Origin of the sequence: Actinomyces stomatis, from assembly GCF_031292835.1 — a bacterium.
GTDB classification, from domain to species: Bacteria; Actinomycetota; Actinomycetes; order Actinomycetales; family Actinomycetaceae; genus Actinomyces; species Actinomyces stomatis.
The window spans coordinates 1-17,270 of sequence record NZ_JASPEP010000009.1 but is presented as its reverse complement, the minus strand read 5'-3'; the positions used below and the strand labels follow the sequence as shown (position 1 = coordinate 17,270).

The following is a 17,270-nucleotide window of genomic DNA, read 5'->3' as shown; positions in this document are numbered from 1 at the left end:
CATGTATGTCGCCCCGCCCGCCCGGCTAGCGTCAGTGACCCTCGCGGGCGACGCGGTCGGCCTCGCGCTGGAAGGACTGGCGGATCTCCTCCTCGGCCTCCTCGCGGCCCACCCAGTGGGCGCCCTCGACGGACTTGCCGGGCTCAAGGTCCTTGTAGACCTCGAAGAAGTGCTGGATCTCCAGGCGGTGGAACTCCGAGACGTCCTCAATGTCGGTACGCCAGGAGGCGCGCTGGTCGGCGCTGGGCACGCACAGGACCTTGTCGTCGCCGCCCTTCTCGTCGCGCATGCGGAACATGCCCAGTGCGCGGCAGCGGATGACGCAGCCGGGGAAGGTCGGCTCCTCCAGCAGGACCAGCGCGTCCAGGGGATCGCCGTCCTCGCCGAGGGTCCCGTCGATGTAGCCGTAGTCGTCGGGGTAGCGCGTCGAGGTGAAGAGCATGCGGTCCAGGCGGATCCGGCCGGTCTCGTGATCGATCTCGTACTTGTTGCGGTTGCCCTTGGGAATCTCAATCGTGACGTCGAACTCCACGGGGAGCCTCCTTCGCTCGTGTCTTCAGCTCGATGGGCGCTGGAACGGTGCCTGGTGGTCGGCGTCGATCCGGCGGGGCGGGTATTGATGGCACTAGTGTGGCGTACGACAGCGCCTGAGGTCGGTAAACGCGTACTCTGCACGTCGGCGCACCGGAGGGCAGTAACCTTCTGGGCGCCCCACCCACCTGATATACAGGCCATCCCAGCCTGTCCACAACCCAGTCCGGAGGACGTATGCGCAAGGTCCAGACCGCTGCCCTGACAGCGGCGAGCCTGCTGGTTTTCGGCGGCTACTACAGCCTGGGCGATGCTCTCGACCTGGTGCCCGGCCCGGTGACGGTCGCCTACGCCGACGTCGCCCCCCATCCCTTCCCGACGCCGATCGGTCCCAGCGCCAAGACCACCGCCCCCTCCGGCCTGGATCAGGGCGCTCCCGTGCCCTCCAAGGCGAGCCTGAACGGCTACATCCAGGGCGTGGTCTCCGACGCCGCCCTGAACGGTGCGAACGTGACGGCCTCCGTCATCGATGTCGCCACCGGCGAGGAGCTGCTGGACCGCTCGGCGTCCACCGGGGTGACGCCGGCCTCCACCAACAAGGTGCTCACCGCCTGGGCCGCCCTGTCCTCCATGGGACCGGGCCACACGCTCCAGACCAAGACGGTCCTGGAGGGACAGACCCTCACCCTCGTGGGCGGCGGTGACGTGCTGCTGGCCGAGAACGAGGGCAACCCGAACGCCACGGCCGGCCGTGCGGGCCTGGGCGACCTCGCCCGCGCCACCGCCGAGAAGCTCAAGTCCCAGGGGACGACGTCGGTCTCCCTGCGCCTGGACGACACCCTGTTCACCGGCGCCCAGTGGAACGAGAAGTGGGAAGACGGCAACCAGCAGTTCGTGGCCAAGATCCAGCCGATCATGGTGGATGTCTCGGCCACCCAGAACCAGGGCTACCCGGATGACCCGGCCATGGAAGCCGCCCAGGCCTTCGCCAAGCACCTGAGCGAGGCCGGCATCACGATCGACGGCGAGACGACGCGCGCCGCAGCCCCCGGAGGGGCCCGGGAGCTGGCCTCGGTCTCCTCCGCCCCGCTGGCCGACGTCCTCGCCGTGTCGCTGAAGACCTCCGACAACACGATGACCGAGGTCGAGGGTCGGCTCGTGGCCGTGCAGGCCAAGGAGACCCCCGACTTCGCCGGAGCCTCCAAGGCCGTGCTCGCCCAGCTGCGCAAGGACGGCTTCGACACCTCAGGGGTGACGCTCCTGGACTCCTCCGGGCTGGCCAAGGGCAACAAGGTCCCCGCCAGGCTCCTGACCCAGATCCTCGCCAAGGCCGCAGGCGGTGAGGGCGGCCCCGCTGGACGCACCCTCGTCGCCGATCTGCCCGTCGCCGCCCTGGACGGGACTCTGAAAGACCGTCTGCACGACACCACCGCGGCCGGGACGGTGCGCGCCAAGACCGGCTCACTGGAGCAGATCTCCTCCCTGGCCGGGGTCGTCACCACCGCTGACGGGCGCCAGCTGGCCTTCGCGGTCCTGGCCAACGGATTCCCCGCCAGCGGCGGATTGGCGGCCGTAGCCGCGATCGACAACCACTTCGTGGCGCCCCTGGCCTCCTGCGGCTGCTCCTGAGGGACGCGGCGGCGTGTCCGGAGGATCGGCGAAAGGCATGGGCTCGATCAGCCCGGTGACCTTAGTGAGAAAGGCGTAACGGTGACGACCCAGGGCACAGCAGCGGGACTCGTCGACTGGCGGACGGTGGAGCGCCTGACCGCGCTCATCCCGGCGGGCCCCAGCGCCTCGCGCTCAGCTCGCGCCAGCTCGGTGGCGGTCCTGCGCCGCTCCGCCCAGGAGGCGCCGGCCTGGGTCGCCAGGATCACTGGCCTGAACCGGGCGGCCCAGCAGGTCGCCGAGACCACCCGCGTGAGCGTCGTCGACCGGGCCGGCCTCGTGCGGGCCTCCACCCGGGCGCTGCGCGGCCTCATGGAGCAGGTGCCCGCCCCGAAGGCCTCGGAGGCGATCCAGCTCGTCGGGGCCGCCGAGGTCGCCGGAGCGATGAGCCTGCTCGCCACCCGCCTCCTGGGGCAGGTGGTGCCCGCGGCCCCGAGCAGCCCCCACGGCCATGGGACCGGCTCCGCCCGCCCCATCGGCGAGGGTGGCGAAGCCGCGACGCCCGCCTCTGCACCGGCCGGTGACGTGACAATGGGCGGAGACGGGGAGGCGACGGCGCCGCACCTCCTGCTCGTGGCCCCCAACGTGCTGGCCATGCGCCGCCAGATGGACCTCGACATGCTCGACCTACCCGCCTGGGTCTGCCTGCATGAGATGACGCACGCCGTCCAGCTGGCCGCCGCGCCCTGGCTCGGCCCCTACCTGTCCGACTCCATGCGCATGGTGATCGGCGCCGTCGTCGAGACCGCATACGGCAGTGCCGGCGGAACTGGCGGAGCGAGCCCACAGGGGCGCGGGAGGCGGCCGCGGCGGGGCCGGGCGGTGCGCCTTGCGGCGCGCGCCGGTCGAGGACGGGTGCTCGAGGGGCTGATGAACGTCACGGATCGCTCCGAGGTCGCCTCCCTGGCGGCCGCGCTGACCTTCCTGGAGGGGCACGCCGAGGTCGTCCTGGATGACGTGCACCCCAACCGGATGCCCTCGGTCCACCGGCTTCGGGCCGTGCTCTCGCGCAGCCGAGCGGCTGACGGCGGCATCGGCCCCGGGCCCGGCCTGGGGTCGCTCCTGCTGCACCGGCTCATGGGGCTGGAGGCCAAGGAGGCCCAGTACGCCGACGGCGCCGCCTTCGTGCGCAGCGTCGTGACCCGCATCGGGCACGAGGGGCTCAATGCCGTGTGGACCTCCCCCGAGCTGCTGCCCACTCCGGCTGAGCTCGCCCGCCCCGACGTGTGGGTGCGCCGCGTCAGCTGAAGTGCCAGGTCCGGGCCCGTTGTGGCAGGCTTATGGCGTCGACGCGGACCGGTGGCCTCCCCGGCCCCGGTGGCCCCGCGCAGCCATGACGACACATGAGGAAGGCAGGGCGTATGGACGCCACGGACATGGGATCGGACCTTCAACAGGTTCTCATCACCGAGGAGCAGATCGGGCAGCGCCTCGATGAGATGGCCGCGCAGATCGACGCGGACTACGCCGGCCGCGACCCGCTGCTCGTGGGTGTGCTCAAGGGTGCCGTCTACGTCATGGCGGACCTGTCGCGCAGGCTGCACATGAGCGCGCCGATGGACTGGATGGCGGTGTCCTCCTACGGCTCGGGCACCAAGTCCTCCGGCGTGGTGCGCATCCTGAAAGACCTGGACACCGACGTCACCGACCGTCACATCCTCATCGTCGAGGACGTCATCGACTCCGGGCTGACCCTGTCCTGGCTGGTGGGCAACCTGTCCTCCCGCGGTGCGGCCTCGGTGGAGATCGCCACGCTGCTGCGCAAGCCCGACGCCGCCAAGGTCGAGGTGGACGTCAAGTACGTCGGCTTCGATATTCCTACGGAGTTCGTCGTTGGCTACGGGCTGGACTATGCCGAGCGGTACCGCAACCTGCCGTTCATCGGTACGCTGCGACCTGAGGTTTACGGCGGCTGACTGATCCAGGTCAACCTTGACAAAGCCTGAGGGGACGACGGAAAAATAAAGGAATGTGGCGCTTGAGCGTCGTCGTCGGGTGGCGATCAGGAGGCCCATGAACTGCGACTTGCCCCCTTTTCAAGGTGGTCGGAGTCGCGTACGTTACGTTAAGATAACAAGTATAGATCGCCGGTGGACGCCTCCTTCCGGCGGGTGACGTGGAAGGACTGTTGGTGACAGTGAAGAAGGCTGCGCGTCGACGTGCCCCGAGGCTGGTTGGCCTCGTCGGCGCGGTGGTGCTGTCGTCCTCGCTGAGCATCCCCATGATGGCCCCGGTGGCCGCCGAGCCGGCCGCCGACGACACGTTTAATACGGTGGCCGAGATGGCGCAGGTCAGCGGCGCTTCCGGCACCCTGACCACCCTCGGTGACGAGGCGCCCGGTGACGGTGGCGGCCTGACCTACAACGTGGAGAGCACCAGTCCCGATGGCGCGCTGGGCGCCGTGTCCGTCATGCTGGCCGATGGCCAGTGGGCCGTGCCGCAGGGCTTGTCGGCCGCCCCGACCGTCGCCTCGGACGGCGCCGCCGCCAACGACGTGGTGGCCCGGACCCAGTCCTTCGTCAACGCCGGGGGTTCCCTGGTGTCGGACGCGTCGCGCCCCACCCCCTTGTCGGGCGCGAACGTGCACGCCAGCGGCTCCGCCCCTTACGCGATCACGTCCTCGGCCCTGGTGGGCATGGTGCTCTCCGGCTGGGACTACTCGCACACCACGTATGCGGCGGACCAGAACACCCAGGTCGGCTACCGGGCCGACGTCGGGCAGGACCTCTCTGGGAGCTGGAAGCCGGACGACCTGGCCGGCTGGTTCAACTCTCAGGGGCGTCTGTGGCTGAACACGGATGGCTCCATCAGCCCCGGGGACATTGTCTTCTTCTCCAAACCCTTGCCCGAGGGGCAGGGCGATTCCGGCTCGGCTCCCTCCCAGTCCACGGTGTTCGCCAACGTATACGACGTCGGCATCTACATCGGCAACAACCAAGTCGTGCGGGCCTCGACCGGCACGGCCCAGGCGCAGACCCTGGATGCGCAGACGATGGCCGATGTGGCTCTGGTGGCGCGCCCGCAGTGGTCCGCTCCCGAGGCCGGCGCGGCCGCGCCGACGGATCAGCAGCGTGCCGGTGCCGGTGCCGGTGCCGGTGCCGGGAGCACTGCGACGCCGGCCCCGGAGGCCTCGGCCTCGGCGTCGGCCCCGCCTCAGCAGAGGGCTCAGCAGGGGCCGGCCGCGGGCGCCCCGTCCTCCAACGGAGGCTCGGTGCCGGACGGCTCGAGCGCCGGTTCGCAGTCCTCGGGCGGAGCCGGCAGCGGTGACCACAACGAGGTCGTCGTGGGCGCAGGCGGCAGTCATGGCACGAAGGGTGTCACGAGTGCTGCTGAGCGGCCCGCCGCTCGGAGCGTCCGGGAGCGGTGGCTGCCGGTGACCGGTGTGGCGATCGGCGTGCTGTCCGTCGCGGCGATCCTGCTGTCCGGCGGCCTCATCGCCCTGCGTCTGCGCCGTGCCTGAAGCGAGGTATGGGGCTGAGCGGGCTTGAGACCTGCAGGGCTGCCGCGCACGTACCATGGGGGCCGCGGTCCTCCGGGCTTCAGGTGCGTCCCCTGGGCCCAGGAAGCCTCCCATCGGTCCGCTTCCCCGGATCTTCCCGGCCACGCCCGGCGCGAACGTGAGCAAGCGCAATGGGACCTTTGCCGTGCTATCGGCTAACGTCTGAGGGTCAAGTATGTTGAAGGGACCTACCGCACGATGAAAGATTCTGGGCGTGAGCCCGGCCGCAAGGACTCGGACAAGCCGGGCAAGGCCGGCAAGAACGACCGCGGCAAGCGTGACCGCAAGCTCCGCGACACCCTGGGCAACCCATTCCTGTGGCTGGTGCCCTTCCTTCTGGTCGTCATCCTCGGCTGGGCCGTCTTCTCCTCGATGTTCGGCTACCGCACCATCGACACCTCCGATGGTCTGACGCTCCTGCGGGACAAGCCGGACACGATCAAGTCGATCACCGTCGTCGACGGCACTCAGCGCGTCGAGCTGGACCTCAACACCACCTATGTCCAGCCCAAGAAGAAGGGGCTCGAGTCCCGCCCGGTGGGCAAGAAGGTCGAGTTCTCCTACACCGACGCCCAGGCCGAGCAGGTCGACCGCCTCGTGCAGGCCGCCGCCCCCAAGGAGGGCTTCAACTCCGTGGTGCCCACCACCAGCTGGTGGTCCTCCCTCATTCAGCTGCTCGTCCCCGCCATCCTGCTGGGCGGCTTCATGTGGTGGCTGCTGAGTCGCATGGGCGGCGGGCGCGGCGGCGCCATGGGCTTCGGTCGCTCCAAGGCGAAAGTCGGCTCCAAGGAGATGCCCGACGTCACCTTCGCCGACGTCGCCGGCGAGGACGAGGCCGTCGAGGAGCTCGAGGAGATCCGCGAGTTCCTCTCCGAGCCGGAGAAGTTCCGCGCCGTCGGCGCCAAGATCCCCAAGGGCGTCCTCCTCTACGGCCCGCCCGGAACCGGTAAGACCCTCCTGGCCAAGGCTGTCGCCGGTGAGGCCGGCGTGCCCTTCTTCTCCATGGCGGCCTCCGAGTTCGTCGAGATGTTCGTCGGTGTGGGCGCCTCGCGTGTGCGCGACCTGTTCGACCAGGCCAAGGAGAACGCCCCCGCCATCATCTTCGTCGACGAGATCGACGCCGTCGGCCGCCACCGCGGCTCCGGCACCGGCGGCGGGCACGACGAGCGCGAACAGACCCTCAACCAGCTCCTCGTCGAGATGGACGGCTTCGACGCCAACACCAACGTCATCCTCATCGCCGCCACCAACCGCCCCGACGTCCTGGACCCGGCCCTCCTGCGCCCGGGCCGCTTCGACCGGCAGGTCAGCGTCGAGGCCCCCGACATGGCCGGTCGCGCCGCCATCCTCAAGGTCCACGCCAAGGGCAAGCCCTTGACCGACGACGTCGACCTCGACCTCGTGGCCAAGCGGACCCCCGGCTTCACCGGCGCGGACCTGGCCAACGTCCTCAACGAGGCCGCCCTGCTCACTGCCCGCTCCAACGCCCACCTCATCGACAACCGGGCTCTGGACGAGGCCATCGACCGCGTCATTGCCGGCCCGCAGAAGCGCACCCGCGTCATGCGCGACCACGAGAAGCGCGTCACCGCCTACCACGAGGCCGGTCACGCCCTGTGCGCGGCCGCCGGCGCCTACTCCGACCCGGTCACCAAGGTGACGATCCTGCCGCGCGGGCGTGCCCTGGGCTACACGCAGGTCATGCCCCAGGACGACAAGTACTCCACCACCCGCAACGAGCTGCTCGACCAGCTCGTCTACGCCATGGGTGGGCGGGCCGCCGAGGAGATCATCTTCCGCGATCCCACCACCGGTGCCTCCAACGACATCGAGAAGGCCACCGCCACGGCCCGCAAGATGGTCACCGACTACGGCATGACCAGTGCGGTCGGCGCCGTCAAGCTCGGCACCACCGAGAGCGAGACGGTCCTGGGGCTCAACGCCACCAGCCGTGACTTCTCCGAGGAGGTCGCCGCCACCGTCGACGCCGAGGTCCGCAGCCTGCTGGATACCGCCCACCGGGAGGCCTGGGAGATCCTCACCCGCAACCGCACCGTGCTCGATGAGCTGGCCGAGGAGCTCCTCACCCGCGAGACGCTCCTGGAGAAGGACCTGGAGAGGATCTTCGAGGGCGTCGTCAAGCAGCCCGAGCGGCCCCTGTGGCGCAGCGACGAGTCGCTGCCCGTCGTCGAGGCCGCCTCCGCCCCTGGCGGTGAGTCCGGCGACTCCCACGGTAGCGACGACTTCTGGGGCTACAACCATTGAGTCGGCCCGGGCCCGGTGGGCCCGGCAGGCGCGGAGAAGCAGAGGCTGACCATGAGCTATGACGCCGAGGGCGTGCGGCGGGCGGTGCGCGACCTGCTCGTCGCCATCGGGGAGGACCCCGAGCGCGACGGGCTGCGTGACACCCCTGAGCGCATGGCGCGCGCCTACGCGGAGATGTTCGCCGGCCTCGACCAGGACCCGGCTGAGCACGTCGAGCGGGTCTTCGACGTCGGGCACGAGGAGATGGTCCTCGTGCGTGACATCCCCATGTACTCGGTGTGCGAGCACCACCTGCTGCCCTTCCACGGGTCGGCGCACGTGGGTTACATCCCCAGCGAGGACGGGCGCGTCACCGGCCTGTCCAAGGTGGCGCGCCTCGTGGACGGCTACGCCCGGCGACCCCAGGTCCAGGAGCGGCTCACCCGGCAGATCGCTGACGCCCTCGTCGAGCGCCTGCAGTGCCGTGGCGTGCTCGTCGTCGTTGAGGCCGAGCACCTGTGCATGTCCATGCGGGGCGTGCGCAAGCCCGGCTCCAACACGGTCACCTCCGCCGTGCGCGGCATCATGCGCAACGCCGCCACCCGCTCCGAGGCCATGAGCCTGGTCCTGGGCCGGCGGTCCTGAACGCTCAGGAGGCCTCGACACCGGAGAGGACCGGTGAAATAGTGGGGCGATGAGTCCCACGTACAAGAGGCTGCTGGTGGCCGTCGATGCCGGGCTGCTGCTCTACTGGGCGGCTGTCTTCCTCAACCTCATTCCCGAGCACCTGCGTTTCAAGGATTACTCCAACCAGGTCATCCAGGCCTGGAACTGGTCCTTCTTCCCTCTCGACGTGGCAGCCGCACTGACCGTCTTCCTCGGCGCCCACCTGACGCGCGTGGGCAGCAGGATCGGGGACCTGGTGCTGACGGTCGGGCTCATGCTCACCTTCTGCGCCGGGTTCATGGCGATCTCCTTCTGGGCCTTCTACCGTGACTTCGACCCGCTGTGGTGGGGGCCCAACGCCCTGCTCATGATCGTCCCGGCACTGGCTTTCGGCTCCATGGTCTGCCGGCGGCTCGAGACCGCGGAGAACCGGGCGTGACGGTCAGGGACGTGCTCTGCCCGTCGACGTGGGGGAGCGCGTGCCGCGCAGTCGCACCCACAGGCCCGACCGTGCTCGGTGCGCTGAAGGATCGCGCGGGGGCGACGGGCCGCGGCGTGTGCGCCTGGCCGGCGCTCGGAGGCGCCATCGTCTCCGAGGTGTCGGCGACCCTCGCCCTGCGCCAGGCCTTGAACCATCCGGGCTTCTACGTCATGGTTGGGATCGGGTACGCGTTGGCCTTCATCCTCCTGTCGCTGACGCTCAAGGCGGGCATGCCGCTCGGTGTCGCCTACGGGCTCTGGGGTGCCCTGGGAGTGGCGCTGACCGCGGTGCTGTCGATGCTTGTTTTCGGTGAGCCGATGACGGTGCTTGTCGCCCTCGGCATTGCGCTCATCATGGCCGGGGTGCTCCTCGTGGAGGTCGGGGCGCAGCGCGCAGGCACGCAGGACAAGGACGGCGAGGCGTCATGAGCGGTCTCTACCTGGTGGCAGCCATCGCCTCCGAGACCACCGGCACACTCTCGCTCAAGCTCGCCTCCGACGGGAGAGGACTGCGATGGTACGGCCTCGTCATGGCCGGCTACCTGGGGGCCTTCGCCCTGTTGACCCTGGCCCTCAAGGAGGGGATGGCGCTCGGTGTTGCCTACGGGATCTGGTCGGCCGGGGGAGTGGCTGTCACAGCAATCGCCTCACGGCTCCTCTTCGGTGAGCCGCTGACCCGCACCATGGTGGCCGGCATTGCGCTCATCATGGCCGGGGTGCTCCTCGTCGAGCTCGGTAGCGCGCACTGACAACGCAACGGAGGTGACCGCGGTTCAGAATGTCCAAATCGGTGACAAAGGATCGCCAGCGCTCCTTGGCCGTCCATATGAACCGCGGAATCATGCGGTTTTCTTTCGTCAGCGTGGGTCCGCTCCGAGCCTTTGTCTCCGATTTGGACACGATCCCGCTCACTTCCTCCGCGGCTGGACTGGCCGACCTGCCCTCGTGAGGGACGCGGCGTGGGCAGAAGGCTCTCCTGGCCGGGGACATTCGACATCGACGGGTGCAGTCCGCGCGTCCGGGGACAGGATGTGCGTCCCCGGACGCGTGACGTGTCCCCACTGGGCACCACCCGCACCTGGCCGCGCGGAACGTCCCCGCAGGTGCCTCAGTCGGTAGGTACTGGGGACATGGGTTGGAGGGGGACGGAGAAGATGGTGGTCCAGCGGCCCTCGCCCTGACTCACGCTCAGGCTGCCGCCCAGGGCCTCCACGCGGCGCCGCGCCCCCTCCAGGCCCAGGCCCGAGGAGAAGGCACCCCAGGCCGGCACACCGCTCCCCAGCGCCCCTGCCCATACGTCGCCGGCCTGCCCCGGCAGACTGACATCGTTGCTCGCCATCGCCTCCAGGGATCGCCCGTCGGACTCGATGACCAGCCGCGCCCGACCCTGCGGAGCGGTGTACTTGGACATGTTCGACACCAGCTCGCCCAGCACCCGCAGCAGCTGGAGGCGCACGCCCGGTGGGATCATCGGAATCCCGAGCAGCTCCAGGCCCTCGACCTCCAGGCGAGCCCCCCTCTGCCCCAGGATGGCTGCGGCGTCGGCGATGACCGCCTCCAGGGGGCGCGGCGCGGAGGTCGCCTCGATATCCAGCCGCTCGCCCCCACGGATGTCGCTCATGGCGCGCAGCGCGTGCCGCATCTGCTCCACCGCCGCGCGCACCGCCGTCGTCATCGCGTCCAGCTCGGGCGCCAGCGCCGTGTCCGCGGGGTGCGCGAGCCGGGCCTGCTCTGCTGTCATCACCGCGTGAGTCAGGTCGCGCACCACGGTGTCGTGCAGCTCGGTGACCACCAGGAGGCGCTGGCGCTCCATGCTCTCGCGGTAGGTGTGCAGGGAGCGCTCGGCCTGGTCTCGCGGGCTGCGGATGAGCTCGGCCAGAGTGATCGCCCCTCCCCCGGCGAGGAGCGAGACCTGCAACAGCGAGAACCAACTCGTGCTTGCTCCGCCCCACTGGACGTCGGCGATCACAATCACCAGCGAGAAGACCACCAGGCTGTAGGCGGGCATACGCGAGAAGCCTCGGGCCACGAGGATCGCTGTGCACAGCCAAGGGATGATGCCCGGAGAAAAGGGAACCTCGATCAGCATCACGATGCTGGCCCAGGTCACCGCAGCACCCAGCACAGCCCCGGGCCACGGGAATCGGCTGCACAGCGCCAGCGCCAGGCCCCCGGCGACCTCGAAGAGGACCGTGATGGAGGACAGCGGCCAGGTCATTGCGATCGAGAAGAGAGTGACCATCGCGGCCAGGAAGGCGTGCGCCAGGTGCAGCCGCCACGTCGGCCGCCACGTCGTGTACCGCGTGGGCTGCATCAGATTCGCCGCAACAGCGGGCACCGTCTCACCACCCTCCCCTGAGTCGATCCGGATAATATCCGTCCATGACGGTTCCCAACGTGACTGATGGCCCGGCTGCCCCCTCACAGGTCCTGCGCGTCGCCATCGTCGACGACGACCCCTTCGTCCTGCAGGCGCTGCGGACCTACCTCAGCTCCGACGAGCGCATCGAGGTGACCAGCACCTTCTCCCGCGCCGCCGACGCCCTGGCCTTCCTCCACAAGATCCGCGTGGACGTCCTGCTCACCGACGTGCGCATGCCCGAGATGGACGGCCTGGAGCTGCTCACCCGGGTGCGCCGCCAGTGGCCCCGCACGGCCGTCGTCGTGCTGACATCCTTCGACGACGACGAGGCGATGGTGGCTGCGCTCGCACAGCACGCCAACGGCTTCCTGCTCAAGGACGCCTCGCCCGAGGAGATCATCCGCGCCGTCATCGCCGCCAGCGCAGGCGGGACCACGATCTCCCCGGCCGCCACCTCTCGGCTCGTCACCCGCCACCTGCGCTCCCCGCAGACGGCCCAGGCCCCCGACGTCACCGAGGCCGAGCAGGCGGTCCTCACCCTTCTGTGCGAGGGCTACTCCAATGCTGAGATCGCCGAGCAGCTCGTCGTCGCCGAGTCCACGGTCAAGACCCACGTCTCCCACCTCATGAAGAAGTACGACGTCCCGTCCCGACTCAAGCTCGTCGTCGCCGTCCACAAGACCCAGGGGGCCTGAGACCCTCGTCCCGGTCACTGGAGCAGCCCTCATCGCCGATCTCACTCCTCGGACAGGGCCCTGACCGGCGGCACCGAGGCGGCCCGGCCGGCCGGGCGCACCGAGGCCGCTAGGCCCACGGCCAGCGTCACGGCGAACAGGGCGAGCAGTCCGAGGGAGGGGACGTGCACCGTCATACCCTCGGCGGACTTGGCCATCGCGAGCGTTTCGGAGACACCCAGCGCCGTCCCGACGAGGAGCCCCAGGCCCCCACCCACGGCCGCCACGAGGATCCCCTCGGTGGTGATGAGGCGGCGGATCTCCTGGTGTGAGCTGCCGGTGGCGCGCAGCACCCCGATCTCGCGTACCCGCTCCAGGACCGAGACATCCGTGATGTTGGCCAGCCCGGACAGGGCGATGACCAAAGCGGCACCCAGAACCAGGCAGACGATGAGGGCCACCTTCATGATCTGGGCCGACATCAGCTCGACACCGGCGGCGCTCCCGCTCACCATGAGCTCCTGGCCCCGGACCGCGGCATGGAGGGCGTGCTCGGTGGCCGGTGTCATGGTGCTGCCGGTGGAACGCACCCACATGGTGGTGTCGGTGGGGGCGTCCCCGTTGAGGCGCTGCGCCGTCGCCGGGGTGATGACACCGCCCCAGCCCTCGCGAACGCGGGCCGTCAGCTCAACGTTGCCGGCGGCGCCGGTCAGGGTCACCTTGGAACCATCCGGAATGTCGTAGAGCTCGCCCACAATGAGGGTGCCGTCATCAAGGTCCTCCAGGCCGCTCGTCGTGCGCACCATGGGGACGATGGCCTTGGTGTCGATGACGTCGACGACGATGTTCTTGGTCTGTCCGTCGACGGTCTGAGTCAGCTCGAGCGTTGGGACGTAGGTGACGTCCTTGACGCCGTCGACCGCCTTGATCTGCTGCGTCAGGTGCGTGGTATCGGTCTGCGGCGTGACCCCGAAGATCCTGGCGTCCACGGGGGAGCTGTGGCCGAGGATGCTCTCGAAGGAGGCGTTCAGGGAGGACAGGCCCACGAAGAGCCCCGAGCCCACCAGGACGCAGATGAAGAGCGTGGCGGCGGCTGCGGCGGAGCGTCCGGAGTTACGGGCCAGGTTGCGTGTGGCCAGGTGCAGCACGGGGAATCGAGTACTGCTGCTGACTCGGCCGATGAGGCCGATGATGGCGGTCACCAGAGCCGGCAGACCGAGGACCGCTCCGAGGACGACGACGGCGCTGCCGCCGGCGGTGACGTAGATGTCGGAGATCTGAATGCCGAGGGCGATCACGGCCGCGCCGGCGCCGGCGACGAGGACCCCGGCGACGGCCGCCCACACCCTGGCGCGGCCGGCCTGCTTGACGCTGGCCACCTGCCCGGTGAGAGCCACGAGCGGGGAGATGCGGGTGGCCTTGCGGGCCGGGCGCAGGACCGCGATGAGGGTGACCAGCGTGCCCAGGGCGATGGTCAGGGCCAGCGACGCCGGTGAGATGGTCAGTTGATCGGCCTTGAGGTCCGCGAAGCGCCCCGAGGAGATGACGGCCGCGGCGATCCCGGTTCCCGCGGCCGTGCCCAGGACGGACCCGAGCAGGCCGGTGATGAGCCCGGTGCGCAGGACGGCGAGCATCACCTGACGGCGGGTGGTGCCGATGCAGCGCATGAGCCCGATCGTGCGCGTCTGGCGCGTTACGAGGGTGCTGAAGGTGGTGGCGATGACGATGATGGCGACCATCGCGCACACCGGTGCCAGGACGTTGAGGATGCTGGCGATCATCGTGCCGCCCTGCTGGTTCTCGGAGCGCTGGGAGATGACGGTCTCCCTGTCCTGAACGAAGGCGTGGGGCTGGACGGCGTGGGCCGTCTGCTCCACCGTGGACGTCAAGGCGGCGGTGTCGGTTCCCGGCTTCGCGGTGACGTAGAGCTGGTGGTAGTTGGTGTTGGCGCCCATCGCCTGGAGCTGCGCGGTGGTGGCGTAGACCGCTCCAATTCCCTCCACCTCGGTGTCGGGACCGGGGGAGACGATGCCGACGACCGTGGGTGTGCTGTGCGGAGCGTCGGCATTGTCATCGGCGTCGTTCGTGGTGAGGCGGATCGTGTTGCCGACGCTGAGGCCCTGCTGCTCGGCCAGCATCGTGCTGATGGCGACCTCGCCGGAGGCGGTGGGCAGGCGGCCGCTGCTCAGGGTGGTGAACCGGCTGAGGGTCGGAACGTCCTGAGCGCTGACGGCGATGTGGGTGGCATTGCGCAGCTGCTTGGGCAGGTCGAGGGCGAGGACGTCCCAGTGGCGGCCCCGCACGGAGGCGACCCCGTCGAGGGCGGAGATCTTCTTGATGAGGGAGTCGTCCAGAGCGCCTTCCTCACTGTTGGCTCTACGGCCTTCCTGCACGACGACGCTCGCGTCCCCCACGGACAGGCGCGCGCCGGTCTCCATCTGGGTGCGGGCGGAGTCGGAGATGATGAAGGCGAAGGCAATGAGGGCGGCGCTCATGGCCACGGCCACGAGGGCGGAGACGGTTCGCCGCAGGTCGAGGAGCGAGGGCATCAGCGGGCCTCCATCCGGGGCGCAGGGCCGGCAGCGGGGGAGGGGCCGGCGGCGTGACGCGCACTGGACTCGGCCACGCGGGTACCGGCTGGCCGGCGTACGGCCTCGACCCCGGTGATGCGCCCGTCGCGCAGGCGGATGATGCGGTTGGTGGTGGCGGCTGCCTGCTCGTCGTGGGTGACAATGACGACCGTCTGACCCAGGCGCTCGCACATGCCGGCCAGGGTCTCCAGCAGGGCGGCGGCCGAGGCGGTGTCCAGCGCCCCGGTGGGCTCATCGGCGAAGACGACCTCGGGGCGGCCCACGAGGGCGCGGGCCACGGCCACGCGCTGCTGCTGGCCGCCGGAGAGCTCGTGGGGGCGGTGGGACAGGCGGTCGCCGATGCCCAGGGTGGAGATGACGGCGTCGTACCAGTCCCGCTGCGGCTTGCGGTGGGCCAGGCGCTGGGGTAGGAGGATGTTCTCCTCAGCGCTCAAGGTGGGCAGGAGGTTGAAGGACTGGAAGATGAAGCCGAGGCGGTCGCGGCGTACGGCGGTGAGCTGCTTGTCCTTCATGCCGGACAGGTCCTGGCCGGCGATGAGAACACTCCCGGAGGTGGGGGTGTCCAGGCCGGCCAGGCAGTGCAGGAGAGTGGACTTGCCTGAGCCGGAGGGGCCCATGATGGCCACGAACTCGCCGCGTCCCACCACCAGGCTCGCTGAGTCCAGGGCGACGACACGGGCCTCGCCCTCGCCGTAGACCTTGGTCAGACCGCGGGCCTCGACGACCCGCATCGGTGCGGTTGCAGCAGGAGTGGTAGGCGCCGTCGGCGCCCCCGGGGCGGCCGACGTCGCCTGGGGGACCGGCGTGGGACTGATGGTGCGGCCGGAGGACGGCGGTTGGGGCGGGTGTGTCATCTCATGGCCCTTCTCGGTGGCTGGCTCGTGTGGTGGGCGGAGCCGGTCGCTTGTCATGCGATGCCCGGGACTGCCCTGGTGACGCGAAAAAGCCTAGAAATGGCGCCATCGAGCCGGAATGCGTCGAAGGGACGGACTGCGGCGGCGTCTCCGCCTTTCGAGGGAGGTCCGCTGCTGCCTGCCAGTGGCGGACCCAGTCACTTCCAGCCGTGACCCCCACTCACTTCGACCAAAACTTCATAGACGACACGGCTCCGCGTCTTCTATGAAGTTTTGGTCGATGTGGGGTGCCCTGGCCCCGCCGGATCGTGTCCCGGCTCTCAGTTTGTGGTGGGCTGAAGATGTTTCGGTCCTCCCGCAGCGGCGGGCCAACCGTTAGCCTGACCCTGTGACGATTCTTCCCGCCGCCGCCCCGGCCCCCCTGCCGGGGTTCGTGCCCCGCGACCGGACGCTCCTCATGGGCGTCCTCAACGTCACTCCCGACTCCTTCTCCGACGGCGGCCGCTGGGTCGACCCCGAGGCGGCCGTCGCCCACGCCCGCGAGCTCATCGCCCAGGGCGCCGACATCATCGACGTCGGCGGGGAATCCACCCGTCCCGGCGCCCAGAGGGTCGACGTCGACACCGAGATCACCAGGGTTCTGCCCGTGGTGCGCGCGCTCCTCGCCGACGGGGCCGGCGGGACCGACGCTGCCGGCAGCGCCATCATCTCGGTGGACACCATCCACGCCGCCACCGCCGAGGCCGCCATCGACGCCGGCGCCCACATCATCAACGACGTCTCCGGGGGCCTGGCCGACCCGGCCATGCACGCCCTCATCGCCCGCACCGGCGTTGTCTACGTCTGCCAGCACTGGCGCGGCGACCCCGAGACCATGGACCGGCTCACCGACTACCCGGGAGGCGTCGTCGCCGGAGTCGAGGCCGAGCTGCGCGAGCGCCTGGCCGAGTTGGACGCCGCCGGGGTCGACCGCTCCCAGGTGGTCCTGGACCCCGGTCTCGGCTTCGCCAAGACCCACGCCCAGTCCTGGGAGCTGCTGGCGGCCACCTCCCGCCTCATCGCCGACCTCGACCGGCCGCTCCTCGTCGGGGCCTCCCGCAAGCGCTTCCTCGCCCAGGCCGCCGAGGCCGAGGCCACCCCCGTCCAGCGCGACGCCGTCACCGCCGCCACCACCGCCCTGGCCGCCGCCGCAGGCGCCTGGGCCGTCAGAGTCCACGAGGTCCCGGCCAACCGGGCCGCCGTCCGCACCGCCTCCCTCTGGAAGGAACACCAGTGAGCACCACCGTCTCCGCGACCACCGACCGGATCAGCCTCATCGGCCTGTCCGCCCGTGGGCACCACGGCGTCCTGCCCTTCGAACGCGAGGAGGGCCAGCTCTTCACGGTCGACGTCATCCTCGACCTGGGGCAGCGCGGCACCGCCGTGGCCGCCGTCACCGACTCGGTGACCGACGCCGTTGACTACTCCCGCGTGGCCAACGGCATCGTGAGCATCATTGAGGGGGAGCCGGTCAACCTCATCGAGTCCCTGGCGGACCGGATCGCCGAGCGGGTCCTGTCCTTCCCCCGCGTCGTGGCCGCCGAGGTCACCGTGCACAAGCCCCAGGCCCCCCTCGATGTCGCCTTCGAGGACGTCTCAGTGACCATCCACCGGGTGGCCGACGCCGCAGCCGGCCACGGCGGGGCCCCCGCCACCAGCCAG

16 protein-coding genes are annotated in these 17,270 nt (G+C 70.1%); 12 read left to right on the top strand and 4 right to left on the bottom strand.

From position 1 onward, the window contains the following. Window positions 1–31: 31 nt before the first annotated feature. Window positions 32–532 carry an inorganic diphosphatase gene (locus tag RIV12_RS06845; RefSeq protein WP_010614423.1) on the bottom strand — a complete coding sequence of 167 codons (501 nt, stop codon included), beginning with the start codon at window positions 530–532 and terminating at the stop codon, window positions 32–34. Between the two features lie 236 nt (window positions 533–768). Here RIV12_RS06845 and dacB point away from each other — a divergent pair, with 236 nt between their 5' ends. The 9 genes from dacB to RIV12_RS06800 all read left to right on the top strand — a co-directional run bounded on the left by dacB (window position 769) and on the right by RIV12_RS06800 (window position 9,837). After that, entirely contained in the window at window positions 769–2,160 is a 1,392-nt protein-coding gene (gene dacB, locus RIV12_RS06840; RefSeq protein ID WP_075418124.1) for a D-alanyl-D-alanine carboxypeptidase/D-alanyl-D-alanine endopeptidase, read from the top strand. A gap of 81 nt (window positions 2,161–2,241) precedes the next feature. After that, window positions 2,242–3,447, top strand: a complete 1,206-nt coding sequence (locus RIV12_RS06835; RefSeq protein ID WP_309322925.1) for a zinc-dependent metalloprotease — start codon at window positions 2,242–2,244, stop codon at window positions 3,445–3,447. 113 nt (window positions 3,448–3,560) lie between these two features. Then, window positions 3,561–4,115: a hypoxanthine phosphoribosyltransferase gene (hpt, locus tag RIV12_RS06830; RefSeq protein ID WP_003789094.1), complete on the top strand. Its 555-nt coding sequence runs from the start codon at window positions 3,561–3,563 to the stop codon at window positions 4,113–4,115. A gap of 215 nt (window positions 4,116–4,330) precedes the next feature. Continuing rightward, window positions 4,331–5,659, top strand: a complete 1,329-nt coding sequence (locus RIV12_RS06825; RefSeq protein WP_309322924.1) for a hypothetical protein — start codon at window positions 4,331–4,333, stop codon at window positions 5,657–5,659. Window positions 5,660–5,896: 237 nt separating this feature from the next. Further along, complete coding sequence (gene ftsH / locus RIV12_RS06820; protein WP_309322923.1) at window positions 5,897–7,963, top strand: ATP-dependent zinc metalloprotease FtsH; 2,067 nt, start codon at window positions 5,897–5,899, stop codon at window positions 7,961–7,963. Window positions 7,964–8,014: 51 nt separating this feature from the next. Beyond that, window positions 8,015–8,587, top strand: coding sequence for a GTP cyclohydrolase I FolE (gene folE / locus RIV12_RS06815; protein ID WP_309322922.1), 573 nt, complete (start codon window positions 8,015–8,017; stop codon window positions 8,585–8,587). Between the two features lie 49 nt (window positions 8,588–8,636). After that, window positions 8,637–9,047: a YvaD family protein gene (locus RIV12_RS06810; protein WP_075418128.1), complete on the top strand. Its 411-nt coding sequence runs from the start codon at window positions 8,637–8,639 to the stop codon at window positions 9,045–9,047. 116 nt (window positions 9,048–9,163) lie between these two features. Further along, window positions 9,164–9,517 carry a DMT family transporter gene (locus RIV12_RS06805; RefSeq protein ID WP_309322961.1) on the top strand — a complete coding sequence of 118 codons (354 nt, stop codon included), beginning with the start codon at window positions 9,164–9,166 and terminating at the stop codon, window positions 9,515–9,517. Next, a complete protein-coding gene (locus RIV12_RS06800) occupies window positions 9,514–9,837 on the top strand; it encodes a DMT family transporter (protein ID WP_060956739.1) in 324 nt (107 codons plus the stop codon). The genes RIV12_RS06805 and RIV12_RS06800 overlap by 4 nt, the downstream gene beginning before the upstream one ends. 359 nt (window positions 9,838–10,196) lie before the next feature. Here RIV12_RS06800 and RIV12_RS06795 read toward each other — a convergent pair whose 3' ends face one another. Next, the gene (locus RIV12_RS06795) at window positions 10,197–11,402 is read right to left on the bottom strand and encodes a sensor histidine kinase (RefSeq protein ID WP_309322921.1); all 1,206 of its coding nucleotides are present in this window, start codon (window positions 11,400–11,402) and stop codon (window positions 10,197–10,199) included. Between the two features lie 68 nt (window positions 11,403–11,470). On the opposite strand from RIV12_RS06795, the gene RIV12_RS06790 reads away from it, so the two are divergent. Beyond that, complete coding sequence (locus tag RIV12_RS06790) at window positions 11,471–12,145, top strand: response regulator (RefSeq protein WP_075418132.1); 675 nt, start codon at window positions 11,471–11,473, stop codon at window positions 12,143–12,145. Between the two features lie 41 nt (window positions 12,146–12,186). Here RIV12_RS06790 and RIV12_RS06785 read toward each other — a convergent pair whose 3' ends face one another. Both RIV12_RS06785 and RIV12_RS06780 read right to left on the bottom strand, forming a co-directional pair. Further along, entirely contained in the window at window positions 12,187–14,673 is a 2,487-nt protein-coding gene (locus tag RIV12_RS06785) for an FtsX-like permease family protein (protein ID WP_309322920.1), read from the bottom strand. Continuing rightward, complete coding sequence (locus tag RIV12_RS06780; RefSeq protein ID WP_309322960.1) at window positions 14,673–15,446, bottom strand: ABC transporter ATP-binding protein; 774 nt, start codon at window positions 15,444–15,446, stop codon at window positions 14,673–14,675. Before RIV12_RS06780 ends, RIV12_RS06785 begins: the two co-directional genes overlap by 1 nt. Before the next feature lie 511 nt (window positions 15,447–15,957). On the opposite strand from RIV12_RS06780, the gene folP reads away from it, so the two are divergent. Then, a complete protein-coding gene (gene folP / locus RIV12_RS06775) occupies window positions 15,958–16,845 on the top strand; it encodes a dihydropteroate synthase (protein WP_309322919.1) in 888 nt (295 codons plus the stop codon). Further along, window positions 16,842–17,270 (top strand): dihydroneopterin aldolase (gene folB / locus RIV12_RS06770; RefSeq protein ID WP_309322918.1); only part of this gene is annotated, 429 nt, incomplete at its 3' end. The genes folP and folB, both read left to right, overlap by 4 nt.

What these genes read in the sequence shown, in the direction of transcription:
- dacB (WP_075418124.1), top strand. Translation starts at nt 769, where the DNA reads ATGCGCAAGGTCCAGACCGCTGCCCTGACAGCGGCGAGCCTGCTGGTT.
- hpt (WP_003789094.1), top strand. Translation starts at nt 3,561, where the DNA reads ATGGACGCCACGGACATGGGATCGGACCTTCAACAGGTTCTCATCACC.
- ftsH (WP_309322923.1), top strand. Translation starts at nt 5,897, where the DNA reads ATGAAAGATTCTGGGCGTGAGCCCGGCCGCAAGGACTCGGACAAGCCG.
- folE (WP_309322922.1), top strand. Translation starts at nt 8,015, where the DNA reads ATGAGCTATGACGCCGAGGGCGTGCGGCGGGCGGTGCGCGACCTGCTC.
- RIV12_RS06810 (WP_075418128.1), top strand. Translation starts at nt 8,637, where the DNA reads ATGAGTCCCACGTACAAGAGGCTGCTGGTGGCCGTCGATGCCGGGCTG.
- RIV12_RS06800 (WP_060956739.1), top strand. Translation starts at nt 9,514, where the DNA reads ATGAGCGGTCTCTACCTGGTGGCAGCCATCGCCTCCGAGACCACCGGC.
- RIV12_RS06795 (WP_309322921.1), bottom strand. Translation starts at nt 11,402, where the DNA reads ATGCAGCCCACGCGGTACACGACGTGGCGGCCGACGTGGCGGCTGCAC.
- RIV12_RS06790 (WP_075418132.1), top strand. Translation starts at nt 11,471, where the DNA reads ATGACGGTTCCCAACGTGACTGATGGCCCGGCTGCCCCCTCACAGGTC.
- RIV12_RS06785 (WP_309322920.1), bottom strand. Translation starts at nt 14,673, where the DNA reads ATGCCCTCGCTCCTCGACCTGCGGCGAACCGTCTCCGCCCTCGTGGCC.
- RIV12_RS06780 (WP_309322960.1), bottom strand. Translation starts at nt 15,446, where the DNA reads ATGCGGGTCGTCGAGGCCCGCGGTCTGACCAAGGTCTACGGCGAGGGC.